This is a genomic window from Kitasatospora cineracea (assembly GCF_003751605.1).
Lineage (GTDB): Bacteria > Actinomycetota > Actinomycetes > Streptomycetales > Streptomycetaceae > Kitasatospora > Kitasatospora cineracea.
The window spans coordinates 83,541-98,216 of record NZ_RJVJ01000004.1; the positions used below are offsets into that span (position 1 = coordinate 83,541).

The window sequence follows — 14,676 nt, forward strand, 5'->3', positions numbered from 1 at the left end:
CTCACACCTCGGTCAGGGCCAGGACGCGGCGGACGTCGTCGGGCACCGGCCGTCCGGCGGCGCTCCGCTCGGCCGCGTAGTCGGTGAGCATCCGGGCCAGTTCGCCGTCGCCCCGGGAGCGGTCGGCGAGGCCCGCGACGGCGGCCACCGGGACGCCGGTGAACAGGCACTTCAGGACGGCGTGCCGCCAGGCGTGCGCGGGCAGGTGGGCGGCCGCGAACGGGCCGACGGCGGCGGCCACCAGCGAGGTGTCGTTGGCCCGCAGCGCGTCCTCGACCAGCGCGAGCCCCTCGGCCGGGGCGAGGCCCAGGTCCGGCAGGGCGAGCAGGACGGCCCGCCGCTCGGCCGCCGACCCGTGCCGGTAGAGCCGGGCGGTGTCCGCCGGGCCGGGCCGGGCGGCGCGCAGCAGGGCGGTCCGGACGGCGTCCGCGGCGGCCGGGCCGCACCGGCGGCCGGCCTCGGCGAAGCGCGGCTCCCAGGCGGCGGGCCCGCCCGCCCCGGCGGACGCCGCCCGGGCCAGCGCCTCGTCGAACCAGGCCAGCGCGGACGGCGGCAGCGTGTCGCGCAGGCCGTCCGGTGCGGTCGCGGTGGTGGTCATCGGATGCCTCCGTCTCGCAGGAACCTCAGGGAGCGCGCCGCCAGGTCCGGGCCGGCGTGGGAGTGCCGGGGCAGTTCGACGACCGTCAGCCCGCGGTAGCCGACGGCGTCCAGCGCCGCCAGCACCGGCGGGAAGTCGATCTCGCCCTCCCCGAACGGCAGGTGCTCGTGCACCCCGCGGCGCATGTCCTCGATCTGGACGTGCCGCAGCCACGGGGCGGCCGCCCGGACGCAGTCGGCCGGGGAGTCCTCCTCCAGGCACTGGCAGTGCCCGACGTCGAGGGTCAGCCCGAGCTCCGGCGGGTCGCCGAGCGCGGTGCGCAGCCGGTGGAAGTCGGCGAGGGTCTCCACCAGCTGGCCCGGCTCCGGTTCGAGGGCGAGCGGGACGCCGGCCCGCCCGGCCGCCGCCAGCACCGGTTCGAGGGCCGCGGCCAGCCGCTGCCGCCCGGTGTCCGGGTCGGTGCCGGGCGGCAGGACGCCGCTGAAGCAGTGCACGGCGGACGCGCCGAGCTCGGCGGCCACCCGCACGGCGGTGACCAGCAGAGCGGTGCGGGCGGCCCGGGCGGCCGGGTCGGCGTCCAGCAGGGTCGGGCCGTGCTTGCGCCGCGGGTCGAGCACGTAGCGGGCGCCGGTCTCCACCGCGGCCCGCAGGCCGAGCCGCTCCAGCTGCCGGGCCAGCCGCCCGGTGCGGGCGGCCAGGTCGGGGGCCAGCGGGTCGAGGTGCATGTGGTCGAGGGTCAGTCCGACGCCGTCGTAGCCCAGGTCGGCGAGCAGCGCCAGCGCGTCGTCCAGGCGCAGGTCGGTCAGCCCGTTGGTGCCGTAGCCCAGCAGCAGGCTCATGTCGGGCTGACCTTCCGGGCCAGGGCGCGGGCCAGCGGCACCACGGCGGCCAGCGCCGCCGCGCTGCCCGCGGCCCCGGCCCGGGCGGCGAGCGCGGCCTGCAGCGGGATCATCGCCCGGATGCCGCCGCCCACCGCCCGCTGGGTGAGCTGCGGCGACGGGTTGAGCGCGGCGTGCAGCAGCGGCCGGGCCGCGGTGGCCGCGTAGGAGGCGGCGAACCCGGTCGGCACCAGGGCCAGGGCCCGGCGGGCCCCGGTCGCGGCTGCGGCCCGGCGCTCCGGCCGGCCGGCCAGCGCCCCGGCCACGGCGGTCGCGGCGAGCGCCGCCAGCGGCGCGGCCGTCGAGCCGCCGGTGGTCTCCCGCCGGGAGACCGCGGTGACCGCCAGGGTGTGCCCGCCGAGCACGGCCGCCGGGCCGAGCGCGGCCCGCAGGCCGGCCGGGCGGGTGGCCGCGGCGCCCAGCAGCAGGTCCAGCGAGCGGGCCGCGGCCATCGCGGCCGGGCCGGCCGGGGTGTGCTTGAGCCCGAGGTCGTACGCCCAGACGGTGGCGGCCAGCGCGGCGGCGGTGGCCCCGGCGGCGCGGCCCGCGCAGCCGGCCAGGGCGACGCCGGCCGCGGTCAGCCCGGCGGCGGCGGCCAGCGCCGCGCCGGGGGCGATCCGGCCGGAGGGGATCGGCCGGGCGGGGCGCTCGGCGGCGTCCTCGGCGCGGTCCGCCCAGTCGTTGAGGGCCATGCCGGCCTGGTAGAGGCAGAGCGAGGAGCCGACCGCCAGCGCGGTGCCCCGGCCGGGGCGGGCCCCGGCGGCGGCGGCGCCGGCCAGCGCGTCGCCGGGGACGGTGCACAGGGCCGAGACCCGCAGCAGTTCCGCCCAGGCGCGGGCCCGGCTCACCGGGCCGCCCCGAGCGCGGCGGCGAAGTCGAGCAGGGCCGCGTACTGCTCGGCCAGCGCCGCCGGGCCGCCGTCGGGGTCCTTGAAGTAGAAGCCGAGCTGCGGCAGCGGGCCGGAGATGCCGGCCTGGTGGGCGCGGGCCACCAGCCGGGCCAGGTCGAGCACCAGCGGGGCGGCGAGCGCCGAGTCGCAGCCCTGCCAGATGGTCTGCAGCACCATCCGGGTGCCGAGGAAGCCGTCGAAGGCGATGTGGTCCCAGGCGGTCTTCCAGTCGCCGAGGGCGGGCACGTCGTCGATCCGGACCTGCCCCTGCGGGACGGTGCCGAGGTTCTCCCGCAGCACCCGGGCCTTGCCGGTGTTCTTGGCCGCCGCGGCGGCCGGGTCGGCGAGCGCGGCGCCGTCGCCGCCGCCGAGCAGGTTGGCGCCCGACCAGGCCCGCACGTCCAGCGCCCGCTGGCGGAACATCGGCGCCAGGGCGGCGCGCAGCAGCGTCTGCCCGGTCTTGCCGTCCCGCCCGGCGTGCGGCAGGCCGGAGCGTTCGGCGTCCGCCCGCAGCGCCGGGTGGTGCAGGCCCGCGGACGGGGTGAAGTTGAGGTAGCCGCAGCCGGCCCGCAGCGCCGCCGCCGCGTACAGCGAACTGGCCGGCAGCCGGGGGGCGTCGGGATCGGGCACCGGTTCGGTGGAGGCGACGTTGACCACCACCGCGCGGGCCAGCCGCTCGGTGCGGACGAAGTCGGCGAGGTCGGCGCGGAACGCCTCGATCAGCTCCTCGTCGCCGCGCGGGTCGCCGGGCAGCGGGCCGCCGGGCCGGATCCGGGCGTCGGCGGCGGCCAGCTCGCCCGCCACCGCGGCGGGCAGCCGGTGCGGCAGCACGCCCTGCTCGGCCAGTTCCTCGGCGCGCTTGAACAGCGGGGAGCCGTCCAGGTCGTGGCCGCCGAAGACCAGCGAGGACAGCGCGGGCAGCTCGGCCGCGGCGAACTCCGGGGCCTGGGTGAGCAGCCCGGTCGGCGGTTCGAGGCCGGCGGCCACCGCCGCGCAGCCCGCGACCGCCGTGGTGGCGACGGACCCCCGGGCGCCGATGAACCACACCCCCGTCCGGGGCTCGGACACGGACGTGGCGGCGTGATCGGTCATGGCGCTCTCCCCGGGACGGTCGGCACGCGGGCCGGACTCGTTCCCGGCCACCGCTTCCCGGAACGTAGCCCCGGTTCCGGCAGCACCGCCTGGGTCGCGCTCGAACGGCACTCGAACGGAGAGCGGGGCCGGACGGGGCCCCGCTCTCCGTTCGCGCGGTCACGGCCGCCGCCGCGCCCCGGTCAGGAGCGCAGGCGCACCAGCTGGCCGTCGGTGGTGCTGCCGTTGTTGGAGATGTAGATCTGGCCCTGCGGGCCGACCGCCACGCCGGTGGGCATGTTCAGCAGGCCGCCGCTGGGGATCTCGTTGACCGCGCCGGAGCACGGGTCGACCCGGAACAGCGCGCCGGGCAGCGGGCCGTTGGCGCCGAAGCCGGTGGTCAGCGACAGCGCGACCAGGTTGCCGCTGTTGTCGGTGGTCAGGTCGATCAGGTTGGTCAGCCCGCTGGCGAGGACCTGCGGCTGCTGGCCGGGGGTGAGCTTCCAGATCCGCGAGGCGCCCGGCTGCATGCCGCCCATGTCGGCGATGTAGTAGGTGCCGTTCTGGCCCGGGACGATCGCGGTCGGCACGGACTGGACCGGGCCGTTGGCGGTCTGGTTGTCCGGCAGCAGGGCCCGGGTGCTCAGGGTCGAGCCGGAGACCTTCACCACGTCGTTGCCGGCCGCGTCGATCGCCAGCCAGTCGCTGCCGGAGGGCGCGAAGCCGTACGGGTTGCTCTCCGGGCCGCGGCCGTCCGGCGAGAACTGGGTCTCGTAGGCGGTCAGGTCGGCGACGACCGAGCCGTCCGAGGTCCGCTCGATGGTGCCGAGCTTGGCGCCGTCCGCACCGAGCGCCGCCCGGGTGCCGGTGGTGCCGTCGTAGCCGTTGATGACGGTGTAGCCGCCGTTGTAGTAGTCCGGGAAGACCTGGACCGGGCCCATGGCCTGGACCGGCGAGCCCGGCGTGGTGGAGATGGTGGCCGCCGACGGCAGGCCGGTCACCACGCGCCCCTGGCTGGTGCCCTGGACCCGGTAGACCGCGCCGGTCGGCGCGGCGCAGGTCTGGCCCGCGGCGCAGCCCGGCAGGCCCTCGCCGGCCTCGGCGACCAGGATGGTGCCGTTCCACTGCACGGTGATCTTGCGCGGGTTCTTCAGGTGGTCCGCGATGACCTGGAGGCTCGGCGTGGCCGACGCCGGTATCGAGGTGCCGGCCACCCCGACCACGGCCACCGCGGCCAGCAGGGCCGCCCGCCAGAGCGTACGTGAGCCAGACATGTCCATCCCCTCGTCGTCGTTCCCCGGGGGGAGCCCCGGTTCCGGTACGACTGTCCAGGCCCCGCCTCCAGACCTGCTCGAGGAGCGCCGGACGACCGGTCGCGGCCGCTGGACGCGGCGGTCCGGCCCGGGTAGCGGCGCTCAGCCGGGCGGGGCCAGCTCCATCCGCTCCAGCCGGGCGGGGTCGGTCACCACCTCGATCTCGACGATCATCTCGTTGACGATCCCGAACGCCATCACCCGGCGCTGGCGGCCCTCCCCCGCCACCACGTCCGCGCCGCCCTCGGCCAGCACCGGCCGGGCGATCCGGGCCGTGCGGGCGAAGGAGGCCGCGGCCGGCACCACCGCGTCCGCGCCGCGCACCACCGCCGAGCCGTCGTCCGAGCGGGCCACCACGTCCGGGGCCAGCACCCCGTGCAGGGCGTCCGGGTCGCCCTCCCGGGCCGCGGCCAGGAACGCCTCGACCACCCGGCCCCGGGCCGCCGGGTCGAGGTCGCGCGGCGGGGCCCCGGCCCGGATCCGCCGGTGCGCCAGCTCGACCATCAGCCAGACGTCCTCCGGGCCGTGCCCCAGCAGCCGGGCGATCTCATCGAACGGCACCGCGTACAGGTCGCGCAGCACCAGCGCCAGCCGCTGCGCGGGCTCCAGCGACTCCAGCACCACCAGCAGGGCCGGCCCGACCGCGCCGGCCCCCGCGCCCGCGCTGCGGGGCGGGCGGCCGCCGGCCCCGCGCCGCTCGCGCAGCGCGTCCACGCACACCCGCCCCACCAGCATCGACAGCCAGTGCACGAGCTGCTGTTCGCCGACCGGTCCGGCCAGCCGGCGCCGGGCCTCCCGCAGCGCGGCCTCGGCCCCCTCCTCGGAGCCCAGCATCCGGCGGGCCAGCGCCGCCAGCCGGTCGCGGTGGCCGTCGAACCGCGCCGCGAGGAACTCCTGTCCGTCCATCGGCCTCAATCCTTGCTCGGGTCTGCGGGGGGATGACGGACGGGAGGGCGCCGGTGTGACGGCCCGGTGCGGACGACGGGGCTGCCCAGTGCAGCATCCCCGCCTCGGGTACCGGTCGACCCTCCCCCGAGCCGCCGCGCCCCGCGTATCGTGACCGGTGCCCGGCGCCGGGGGAAGCGGGCCGGGCGACCGCCGCGAGCACCCCCGGCCGCCGGGCGGCCGGGGCGGACCGAGGTGTTCCGCCGCGCCACCGGCAGGCCCGCGACGAGAGAGCACGGATGGACGAGAAAGAGTTCCTGGCCGACCGCTTCGAGACGCACCGGGACCACCTCAGAGCGGTGGCCTACCGGATGCTCGGCTCGTCGGCCGAGGCGGACGACGCCGTCCAGGAGGCGTGGCTGCGGCTGGAGCGCTCCGACACCGGCGGGGTGGAGAACCTGGCGGGCTGGCTGACCACCGTGGTCGGCCGGGTCTGCCTTGACCTGCTGCGCTCGCGCACCTCCCGCCGCGAGGAGTCCTTCGAGCTGCGGCCCGGGGACGGGAACGCCGCCGTCGACGGCACCGCCGGGCCCGAGGACGAGGCCCTGCTCGCCGACTCGGTCGGCCTCGCGCTGCTGGTCGTGCTGGACACCCTGGCGCCCGCCGAGCGGCTGGCCTTCGTCCTGCACGACCTGTTCGCGGTGCCCTTCGACGACATCGCGCTGATCCTGGAGCGCACCCCGGCCTCCGCCCGCCAGCTGGCCAGCCGGGCCCGCCGCCGGGTGCAGGGCCGCACGCCCCCCGAGGCCCCCGACCCGGTGCGGCGCCGCGAGGTGGTCGACGCCTTCCTGACCGCCGCCCGCGGCGGCGACTTCGACGCCCTGCTGGAGGTGCTCGACCCCGAGGTGGTGGTGCGCGCCGACCGCGCCGTCCCGCTGCTGGGGCCGGTCGAGGAGCTGCGCGGCCGGGAGAGCGTGCTGGGCGCGTTCCTGGGCCGCGCCCAGGGCGCGCGCACCGCGCTGGTCGGCGGCGCCGTCCACGCGGTCTGGGCGCCCGAGGGGATACTCCGCGGCGCGCTGCGCTTCACCATCGGCGGCGGCCGGATCACCGCCATCGAGGTGGTCTCCGACCCGGCGGTGCTGGCCGGCCTGGAGATCGTCCCGCTGGAGGACTGAACCGGCCCGGGCCGGGGCCGCCGCACGCGGTTCCCGGCCCGGGGGCGGGTCAGACGATCTGCATGGTCGCCATCATGCCCATCGCCGCGTGGTCGATCAGGTGGCAGTGGTACAGGTACCGGCCGCGGTAGCCGGTGAAGGTGGCCTGCAGCTTCACCGTCTCGCCGGGGAACAGCGAGACGGTGTCCTTCAGGCCGCTCTCCGGGCCCGAGACCACCGGCCGGCCGTTGCGCTCCAGCACCCGGAACTGCACCAGGTGGATGTGCAGGTTGTGCGGGACGAAGCGGTTGGTGTTGGTGACGGTCCACACCTCGGTCGAGCCGTAGGGGATCACGGTGTCGACCCGGTCCGGGTCGTAGACCCGCCCGTTGATGTAGCCCTGCGGCTCGGTGCCCGGGGCGACCGGCCCCTCGTCCATGCTGAGCGCGACGTCGCGGAACGCGGTGGCCGGCGGCAGCGCGGGCAGCGTGCGCAGCACGTCCGGGACGGTGCTGGTGTCCGGGCCCTTGGCGGCGACCACCCGGAACTGGAGCAGCTGCGCGGTCAGCGCGTCCGGGCCGTCCTGCCCGTTGGACAGCACCAGCCGGGTGCCGACCGGGTAGCGGGAGAAGTCGACGACGACGTCCGCGCGCTCGCCGGGCGAGAGCGGCAGCGAGGTGGTCGGGAAGGGCGCGGCCAGCAGCCCGCCGTCCGAGCCGATCTGGGTGAACTCCGAGCCGTCGGAGAGCCCGATCTTGAAGAACCGCTGGTTGGAGGTGTTGAACAGGCGCAGGCGGTACGTGCGGGCCTCGACCTCGAAGTACGGCCAGGCGCTGCCGTTGGCCAGGATGACGTTGCGCTGCTGGAAGTCGCCCATCACGTAGACGAACTGGCCGTCGCTGTCGAAGCGGGCGTCGCGCAGCGCGATCGGGACGTCCTGGTCCCCGGACGGCAGGTTCAGGCCCCGCTCGATGTCGTCGGTGATCAGGTAGAGGGCGGTCAGGCCGCGGAAGACGTTCTCCGACTCCATGTGGTGGGCGTGGTCGTGGAACCACAGGTTCGCGTGCGGCTGCTGGTTCGGGTAGACGTACGCCCGGCTGCCGCCGCGCGCCGGGACCAGGTCCATCGGCGCGCCGTCGCTCTCCGGCGGCACGTGCCCGCCGTGCAGGTGGATCGCGGTGTCGACGTCCAGCGCGTTGGTCTGGACGATGACCACCGGCCGGCCCGAGACGGCCCGGACCACCGGGCCGGGGAAGCTGCCGTTGAAGGTGCGGACCCGGGTGCGCAGGCCCGGCACGATCTCCGCGGTGGTCTCCCGCATCGTCATCCGGTAGAAGGCCGCGCCGCTCGACTGCAGGCTCGGCCGGAGCACCGGCGACAGGGGCATCGCCCGGGTGAACCGGGGGATGCTCGCCGCGTCGAGGTCGGCGGCCTGGGCGACGTCGGTGAGGGCCGGGAGCAGCAGCCCGGCGGAGCCGAGCGTGGTGCCGGCTGCCACGCCGGCTCTGAGGACGGTACGACGCGAGATCACGGATTCCCCCGAATGCGCAGTGGTCGAATGCGTGTCCGACTGTGGTCAGTGCGCGTCGACTCCCGCTCGGGTCCGCCCGGACCCGGTCCGCCGCCGGGCCCCGGCGGCGGACCGCCCCGCTCAGCCCGCGTCCTCCCGCTCCGCGACCAGGGCCGTTCCCACCGGACGGAACCCGGCCGAGGCGTAGATCCGCGCCACGTCCTCGTCCGACGCCGACAGGAACACCGTCCGGGCGCCGCGCGCGGCCGCGTCGGCCAGCAGCGCCTCGGTCACCGCCAGGCCCAGCCCGCGGCGCCGGTGCGCGGGCAGCGTCGCCACCCCGACGATCTCGCTCGCGCCGTCCACCGGGTTGTGCTGGCCGGCCGCGACCGGCCGCCCCTCGTGCAGGGCCGCCGCGAAGACCGTCGCGCCCGACCGCAGCCGGGCCCGGGCCCGGCCGACCGTGCCGTCCGCCTCCCGGGCCCCGGCCTCCGCGGCCAGTTCCCCGGTCCCGGCGTCGCCGACCGCCGTCCCGGGCGCGCCGAAGCCCAGGTACTGCGCCGCGACCGCCTCGGCCAGCTCCGGCGCGTCCGCGTCCACCAGCCGCACCGGGTACCCGGAGCCGGACGGGGCGGGCGCCGGACGGTCCGTCAGGGACAGCGCCAGCAGCGGGTGCTCGGAGACGGTCAGGCCCGCCTGCTCCAGCAGCCCGCGCAGCCCCGGGGCCAGCTCCCCGATCCACTCGAAGGCCTGCGGCACCCCGAGTTCGCGCTGCCGCTCCAGCACCGCGGCCACGTCCGCGGCGGCCGGCTGCCCGCCGGCCCCCGGCCGGGGCCGGGCGTAGTAGGGGGCGCCGCCGTCCTCCCGGACGAAGAGCGTGAACGGACCGAACTCCTCGGCGCGCCCGCCCAGTCGGGGCGCGGCGTCGCAGTAGCGGTCCACCCGTTCCACCAGCGCCCGCGCGCCGTCCGACCCGCGCGGGGAGGCGGCGTCGTGGTCGAGGGTGTCCTGCTGACGTGCCGTCATCGGTGACTTTTCTCCTGTTGTCGATTCGTGTGTCCGTGCCGCCGGCCTCGTGGGTCAGTACGGCACGACGCTCCCGGCGCCCAGCCGTTCGGCCCGGGCCACCGCGTGCAGCGCCGCGACCAGGTCCCAGGCGGCCAGGCCGACCGACTCGAAGAGCGTGAGCCGCTCCGGCCCGCTCCGCCCGGCGGCCGCCCCGGTCAGCACCTCCCCGAGCGAGGCCCGCAGCAGGTCCGGTCCGACCGCGCCCTCGCGCAGCGCCAGCAGATAGTCTCCGGCCTCGGCGCGCACCGCGGCGACGGAATCGCAGAACACGTCGCAGGCCGCCATCGTCGCCCCGTCCAGCTCCCGGGTGGTCGCCACCGCCGAGCCGACCGCGTTGACGTGGCAGCCCGGCGCGAGCCACTCCCGGCGCAGCACCGGCTCGGCCGCGTCGGTCGCGGTCACCACCACGTCCGCGCCGGCCACCGCCTCGCGCACGCTCGAGCAGGGCTCGACCGGCCGCCCCAGCTCCGCCGCCAGTTCGGCGCACACCCGCCGGGTCTTCGCCGCGTCCCGGGCCGCGACCCGGATCCGCTCGAAGCCGCGCACCCCGGCCAGCGCCCGCACGTGTGCCCGGCCCTGGACACCCGTGCCCACCACCGCCAGCACCCGGGCGTCCCGGCGCGCCAGCAGGTCGGTGGCCACCGCGGTCACCGCGGCGCTGCGCACCTCGGTCACCGCGGAGGCGTCCAGCAGGGCCCGGGCCCGCCCGGTGGCGCCGTCGAAGAGCAGCACCGCGCCCTGGTGGCTGTCCAGGCCGCGGGCGGTGTTCCCGGGGAAGAGCGTGACCGCCTTCAGCCCGTAGGCCGGCTCGTCCCCCGCCAGGTAGGCGGGCATCAGGCCGAGCAGGCCGGCCGCGCCGGGCGGGTCCAGCACCGGGCGGCGGTCGGGCTGGTGGATCCGCCCGGCCGCCAGCGCGGTCAGCGCCTCCCGCATCGCCGCCGCGCACTCCGCGGGCGGCAGCAGCCGGTGGACGTCCCGGTGGGACAGCACCCGGATGGACACGTGCTCCTCCCCCGCCCGCTCAGCGCGCCGCGGCGGCGGCGAACAGCTGGTCGTCCAGCCCGGCCGGGCGCACCGACTCGGGGCAGGACTGCGAGTAGTAGTTCATCGTCACCACGGCCCGCAGGCCGTCCGGGTCGCGCATCGGCTGCACGTAGTGCGCGTGCGCGCGGGCGTCGAAGAAGTACAGCTGCCCGGCCCGCGGGTAGATCACCCCGGCGTCCCGGTCCACCTCCGCGACGTCGCGGGCGGTGCGGTCGCGGGCCACCACCAGGCCGCCGCCGGTCTCCTCGGTGCAGTCGGTCAGGTACAGCAGGCCCTGCGCGGGGTTGCTGTCCACGTGGCAGGGGTAGCGCTCGCCGTCGCCGCGCAGCACGTTCAGGCTCAGCGAGCGGTTCGCGGTGCTGGTGGGGTGCAGGGCCTCGCCGATGGTGCGCTCGGCCAGCGCCCGGAACCAGCCCAGGTACAGCCGCTCCAGCCAGGGCGCGCGCTGCTGCAGCGTCTCGCCGTTGACGGTCTCCAGCCGGATCACCGTGCCGGTGCGCTCCCGGGCCGAGCTCATGGTCGGCCGGAAGTCGTGGCGCACCGACTCGGCGGCGGCCAGCGACAGCAGCTCCTCCCGCCAGCCGGCCGGCAGGACCGAGCCGACGTCGTAGGTGTGCCAGTGGAAGGGGGCCAGCGCGGGCGGCGTCCAGCCGTCGGCGAACCCGCCGGGAGTCGTGGTCACGGTGTCGTCCTGTGCCTTTCCTGAGGGGAGGAGGGGGCGGCGGGCCGGGCGGCCGGGCCGCCGGGGAACGGGGAGGCGAGGGCCGGGTGACGGTGGCCGGGGCCGCCGGGCCGCCCGTCCGGGCAGCAGGTCGGCGGCCGCCAGCCGCACCACGACTTCGGGGCGGCGCTCACTTGAGCAACATGTCGGCGGGAGCCGGCAGCACCTCTACCTCGGCGGGACGCTCGTGCGGGGACAGCAGCGTGTTCAGCCGCCGCCGCAGCCCGGCGGCGTCCGGCGGCGCGGCGCCGTCGACGAACAGGCTGATCCGGTAGGCGTCGCCGTCCGGGTCGATCCGGGTCGCCGCGTGCACCACGCCCTCCAGCGACTTCGCGGTGCGCCGCACCGAGGCCAGCGACACCTTCTCGCCGCGCAGCACCGCGAAGTCGGTGGTGCGGCCGCGCACGAACAGGTAGCCGTCCTCCGCCTCGGCCAGGTCGCCGGTGGCCAGCACCCCGGGGGCGACCAGCGCGCCGCGCCGGCACCCCGGGGCGGCCGCCCCGATCCGCTCCCGGTACACGGTCGGCGAGGACACCAGCAGCTCCCGCCCCCCGGAGGGGTCCGGGCGCAGCGACAGGCCGACCCCCGACAGCGGGCGGCCGATCGACGCGTACCGGTGCGCCGGCTCCCGGTGCGCGGCCAGCGTCGCCACCCGGGGGCCCGCCTCGGTCAGCCCGTACGTCAGGTACAGCTCGCCGCCCGGCCGGCCCGCCAGCAGCGCGGCGGTCAGCGCCGGTTCCAGCGCCTGCCCGCCCACCGACAGCACCCGCAGGGTGTCCGGCGTCCCGACCCCGGCCGCCACCAGGTCCTTCACCAGGGTCGGGGTCAGCGAGGAGACGGTGACCCGGTGCGCGGCCAGCTGCTCCAGGTACCCGGGGACGCTGAACGGCGGCCGGGACAGCGCCAGCGCCGCGCCGGTGCGCAGCGCCGCGAACACCTGCGCCACCAGCGCGAACGAGTAGTGCACCGGCAGGCTCACCAGCAGGGTGTCGTCCCCGGTGACGCCCAGCGCCTCGGCGTGCAGGTCCGCGTTGTGCAGCAGCGCGGACGCGTCGTGCAGGCAGCCGGTGGCCGCCCCGGACGTCCCGGAGGTCAGCAGGATCAGCTGCCCCGGCCCGTGCAGCCGCACGGCGGCGGCGGGCCGCACCGCCCACGTCCCGGCGACCTCCAGCGGCGTCCCGGTGATCCCGCCGAGCCGGGCCGGGCTGCCGACCACCAGGGCCGGCCGGAACCGGGCGGTCACCTCGTCCCAGCGGGCCGCCGCGGTGGACGGCGGCACCAGCGCCGGCACGTGCCCGGTCAGCAGCGCGGCGAACAGCCAGCGCAGCACCCGCACCCCGTTCGGCAGCGAGATCATCACCACCGAGCCGGTCGGCAGCGACAGCGCGTCCAACTCCCGCATCACATCGGTCAGTTCGGGACCGGCCGGGGCGCCGGTGACATCGCTGGTGCGCGCCAGCAACGCCTCCACCCGGGCCAGGTCGGGCAGCACCGCCCGGTCGGTCCCGCCCGCCGGGTGCCCGGGGTGGGGCAGCAGGCTCGGGGGCCAGGCGACCCGCGGTGGTTCGAGGGTGGAGACGTTCACGGTCGTTCCTCTCCGTGGACGGACCGGTCAGGGTCCTGGGTGGACTGCGGGGGCGGCGGCGGGGCGGGCACCAGCCACAGGCACTCGGCCAGGTGGTGCCCCTCGGGCGCCCGCCGGCACAGCACCAGGGCCACCGCCGAGGCCCGCGGACGGCGGCCGCCCAGCCACTGGCGGGCGAGCTCGGCGGCGACCGGACGGCCCCGCCCGGGCGGCATGGTCAGCAGCAGGCTGGGACCGCCGAGGCCGTAGGCACTGCAACTGGTGCCCACCACGGTGCCGGGGCTGGCCGCCACGAACTGCCGGGGTGAGAAGCCCCCGGAGGCGGTCTCGGCGACCAGGCGGTGCAGCGTCTGCGCCGTCGCCTCCTCGCTCACCACGATCACCCCCACCCGGCTGCCGTCCGCGACGGCCGGCCCCGCCCCGCCGGCCAGTTCCTCCAGCGCGGCACCGACCGCGTCCAGCACCGCCCAGCAGGCCGGGTCCATCGCCCCGGTCCGCACCGTCCGGGCCCGCACCGGACCGTCCGGCCCCGTCGCCCCGCGCGCGGCGACCACGCACCCGGCCGGCGCCGTCACCGCCCGCCCCCTTCACCAGGGCGCCCCGCGGGCGCGGGCTCCAACAGCAGACAGGTGTTGAACCCGCCGAACCCCAACGTCTGGCTCAACCCGCACCCACCCCCGATCCCCAGCGCCCGCCCGACCGGCAGCCGCAACGGAAACCCGTCCATCACCCGTTCCAGGTGCGGCACCGGCGGCACCCGCCGGTCCCGCAACGCCAGCAGCACCGTGATCGCCTCCACCACCCCGGTCGCCCCCAGGCTGTGCCCGAGCGCCCCCTTCGTGGCGAAGGCCACCGGCCCCGCTCCCGTCCCGGCCCCGTCGGCGCGGCCCGACGCAGTGTCGTGGGCCGAACCCGGCAGGTCCCCCGCGACGGAACGCGGACCGGCCCCGGCGACCGGCTCCGGCGCGGCTTCGGCGCCCGGGCCGGACCCGGCTTCGGCGGCAGAGCCCGTACCGGCTCCGCCACCCGCTCCCGCCTCGGCCGCCGGACCGGCCCCAGCCCCGGCCGCCGAGCCCGCCCCGGCCCCCGCCGGGGGCCAGAGCAGGGCCAGGCCCGCCGATTCGGCGGCGTCGTTGAGGACGGTGCCGGTTCCGTGCGTGGAGATCACGGCCACTTCGGCGGGGTCCCGTCCGGCCAGGTCGAGGGCGGCCCGCACGGCGCGGGCCGCCGCGGTGCCGGAGGCGTCCGGCTCGGTGGGGCCCAGGGCGTTGTTCGAGGCGCCCCAGCCGGTGAGCAGCCCCAGGCAGGGGGCCCGCCGGGCGTCGGCCGAGGCGGCGGTCTCCAGCAGCAGGAACCCGCCGGCCTCGCCGAGCAGCATCCCGTCGCGGTCCCGGTCGAAGCTGCGCGGTTCGCCGCGGCTCATGGTGCGCAGCCGGCTGTGGCCGCGCCGCTTGTTCGGGGTGAGCAGGTCGACCGCGCCGACCAGGCAGCGTTCGGCGACGCCCGCGGTGAGCAGGTCGGCGGCGACGGCGATCGCGTCGCTGCCGGAGCTGCACGCGGTGGAGAGCGCCACCGGTTCGCGCCGGCTGCCGAGCCGCCGGGCGGCCTCGGCCACCCAGTCGTAGAGCGAGGGGCCCGGCCGGTCGGCGTGCGGGCCGAGGCTGGTGCCGATGACCACCAACACGTCCCCGGCGTCGTCCGGCCCGAGTCCGGCCCCGGCCAGCGTCCGGGCTCCGGTCGCGGTGGCCACGGCCAGGTGGCGGGCGACGGTGTCGGCGTCCGGGTCCTCGTCCCCGTCGGTGCCCGGCGGCAGGGCCGCCACCCGGTGGTTGCGCAGCGGCTCGGCCGAGGGCGCCTCGCCCTGTCCGGTGCGTCCGGCCAGCAGCTGCTCCCAGACCTCGTCCAGCCCGGTGCCCAGCGCGGTCGCCCAGGCGGCGGCACTGACGTGCAACGGCGCCCG

The 14,676-nt window shown here is 77.7% G+C and carries 14 protein-coding genes; 1 reads left to right on the forward strand and 13 read right to left on the reverse strand.

The features are described from left to right. Position 1 precedes the first annotated feature (1 nt). The 6 genes from EDD39_RS37945 to EDD39_RS37970 all read right to left on the reverse strand — a co-directional run bounded on the left by EDD39_RS37945 (position 2) and on the right by EDD39_RS37970 (position 5,655). A complete protein-coding gene (locus EDD39_RS37945; protein ID WP_208765784.1) occupies positions 2 to 598 on the reverse strand; it encodes an EboA domain-containing protein in 597 nt (198 codons plus the stop codon). Further along, positions 595 to 1,437, reverse strand: a complete 843-nt coding sequence (locus EDD39_RS37950) for a sugar phosphate isomerase/epimerase family protein (RefSeq protein WP_123564175.1) — start codon at positions 1,435 to 1,437, stop codon at positions 595 to 597. The genes EDD39_RS37945 and EDD39_RS37950 overlap by 4 nt, the downstream gene beginning before the upstream one ends. Continuing rightward, the gene (locus EDD39_RS37955; RefSeq protein WP_123564176.1) at positions 1,434 to 2,324 is read right to left on the reverse strand and encodes an SCO3242 family prenyltransferase; all 891 of its coding nucleotides are present in this window, start codon (positions 2,322 to 2,324) and stop codon (positions 1,434 to 1,436) included. The genes EDD39_RS37950 and EDD39_RS37955 overlap by 4 nt, the downstream gene beginning before the upstream one ends. Beyond that, entirely contained in the window at positions 2,321 to 3,457 is a 1,137-nt protein-coding gene (locus EDD39_RS37960; RefSeq protein ID WP_123564177.1) for an inositol-3-phosphate synthase, read from the reverse strand. Before EDD39_RS37960 ends, EDD39_RS37955 begins: the two co-directional genes overlap by 4 nt. Positions 3,458 to 3,639: 182 nt before the next feature. Further along, entirely contained in the window at positions 3,640 to 4,710 is a 1,071-nt protein-coding gene (locus EDD39_RS37965; RefSeq protein WP_162870353.1) for a ScyD/ScyE family protein, read from the reverse strand. 141 nt (positions 4,711 to 4,851) lie between these two features. Continuing rightward, on the reverse strand, positions 4,852 to 5,655 hold the full coding sequence (locus EDD39_RS37970; protein ID WP_123564179.1) for a sigma-70 family RNA polymerase sigma factor family protein: 804 nt from the start codon (positions 5,653 to 5,655) through the stop codon (positions 4,852 to 4,854). Between the two features lie 278 nt (positions 5,656 to 5,933). Between EDD39_RS37970 and EDD39_RS37975 the strand changes: the two genes are divergently transcribed. Beyond that, entirely contained in the window at positions 5,934 to 6,809 is an 876-nt protein-coding gene (locus EDD39_RS37975; protein WP_123564180.1) for a sigma-70 family RNA polymerase sigma factor, read from the forward strand. A gap of 49 nt (positions 6,810 to 6,858) precedes the next feature. On the opposite strand, the gene EDD39_RS37980 is transcribed toward EDD39_RS37975, so the two are convergent. The 7 genes from EDD39_RS37980 to EDD39_RS38010 all read right to left on the reverse strand — a co-directional run bounded on the left by EDD39_RS37980 (position 6,859) and on the right by EDD39_RS38010 (position 14,667). Then, the gene (locus EDD39_RS37980) at positions 6,859 to 8,319 is read right to left on the reverse strand and encodes a multicopper oxidase family protein (protein ID WP_162870354.1); all 1,461 of its coding nucleotides are present in this window, start codon (positions 8,317 to 8,319) and stop codon (positions 6,859 to 6,861) included. A gap of 120 nt (positions 8,320 to 8,439) precedes the next feature. After that, complete coding sequence (locus EDD39_RS37985; protein ID WP_123564181.1) at positions 8,440 to 9,324, reverse strand: GNAT family N-acetyltransferase; 885 nt, start codon at positions 9,322 to 9,324, stop codon at positions 8,440 to 8,442. 54 nt (positions 9,325 to 9,378) lie between these two features. Next, positions 9,379 to 10,368 carry an ornithine cyclodeaminase family protein gene (locus tag EDD39_RS37990; protein ID WP_123564182.1) on the reverse strand — a complete coding sequence of 330 codons (990 nt, stop codon included), beginning with the start codon at positions 10,366 to 10,368 and terminating at the stop codon, positions 9,379 to 9,381. Between the two features lie 19 nt (positions 10,369 to 10,387). Then, a complete protein-coding gene (locus EDD39_RS37995) occupies positions 10,388 to 11,092 on the reverse strand; it encodes a 2OG-Fe(II) oxygenase (protein ID WP_030459996.1) in 705 nt (234 codons plus the stop codon). 169 nt (positions 11,093 to 11,261) lie between these two features. Next, the gene (locus EDD39_RS38000; RefSeq protein ID WP_244257531.1) at positions 11,262 to 12,716 is read right to left on the reverse strand and encodes a class I adenylate-forming enzyme family protein; all 1,455 of its coding nucleotides are present in this window, start codon (positions 12,714 to 12,716) and stop codon (positions 11,262 to 11,264) included. Next, the gene (locus EDD39_RS38005; protein WP_123821710.1) at positions 12,713 to 13,291 is read right to left on the reverse strand and encodes a hypothetical protein; all 579 of its coding nucleotides are present in this window, start codon (positions 13,289 to 13,291) and stop codon (positions 12,713 to 12,715) included. The genes EDD39_RS38000 and EDD39_RS38005 overlap by 4 nt, the downstream gene beginning before the upstream one ends. Then, positions 13,288 to 14,667, reverse strand: coding sequence for a beta-ketoacyl synthase N-terminal-like domain-containing protein (locus EDD39_RS38010; RefSeq protein WP_162870355.1), 1,380 nt, complete (start codon positions 14,665 to 14,667; stop codon positions 13,288 to 13,290). Before EDD39_RS38010 ends, EDD39_RS38005 begins: the two co-directional genes overlap by 4 nt. Positions 14,668 to 14,676 lie beyond the last annotated feature (9 nt).

Coding starts and splice junctions, on each gene's coding strand:
- EDD39_RS37945 (WP_208765784.1), bottom strand. CDS start 598: ATGACCACCACCGCGACCGCACCGGACGGCCTGCGCGACACGCTGCCG.
- EDD39_RS37950 (WP_123564175.1), bottom strand. CDS start 1,437: ATGAGCCTGCTGCTGGGCTACGGCACCAACGGGCTGACCGACCTGCGC.
- EDD39_RS37960 (WP_123564177.1), bottom strand. CDS start 3,457: ATGACCGATCACGCCGCCACGTCCGTGTCCGAGCCCCGGACGGGGGTG.
- EDD39_RS37965 (WP_162870353.1), bottom strand. CDS start 4,710: ATGTCTGGCTCACGTACGCTCTGGCGGGCGGCCCTGCTGGCCGCGGTG.
- EDD39_RS37970 (WP_123564179.1), bottom strand. CDS start 5,655: ATGGACGGACAGGAGTTCCTCGCGGCGCGGTTCGACGGCCACCGCGAC.
- EDD39_RS37975 (WP_123564180.1), top strand. CDS start 5,934: ATGGACGAGAAAGAGTTCCTGGCCGACCGCTTCGAGACGCACCGGGAC.
- EDD39_RS37985 (WP_123564181.1), bottom strand. CDS start 9,324: ATGACGGCACGTCAGCAGGACACCCTCGACCACGACGCCGCCTCCCCG.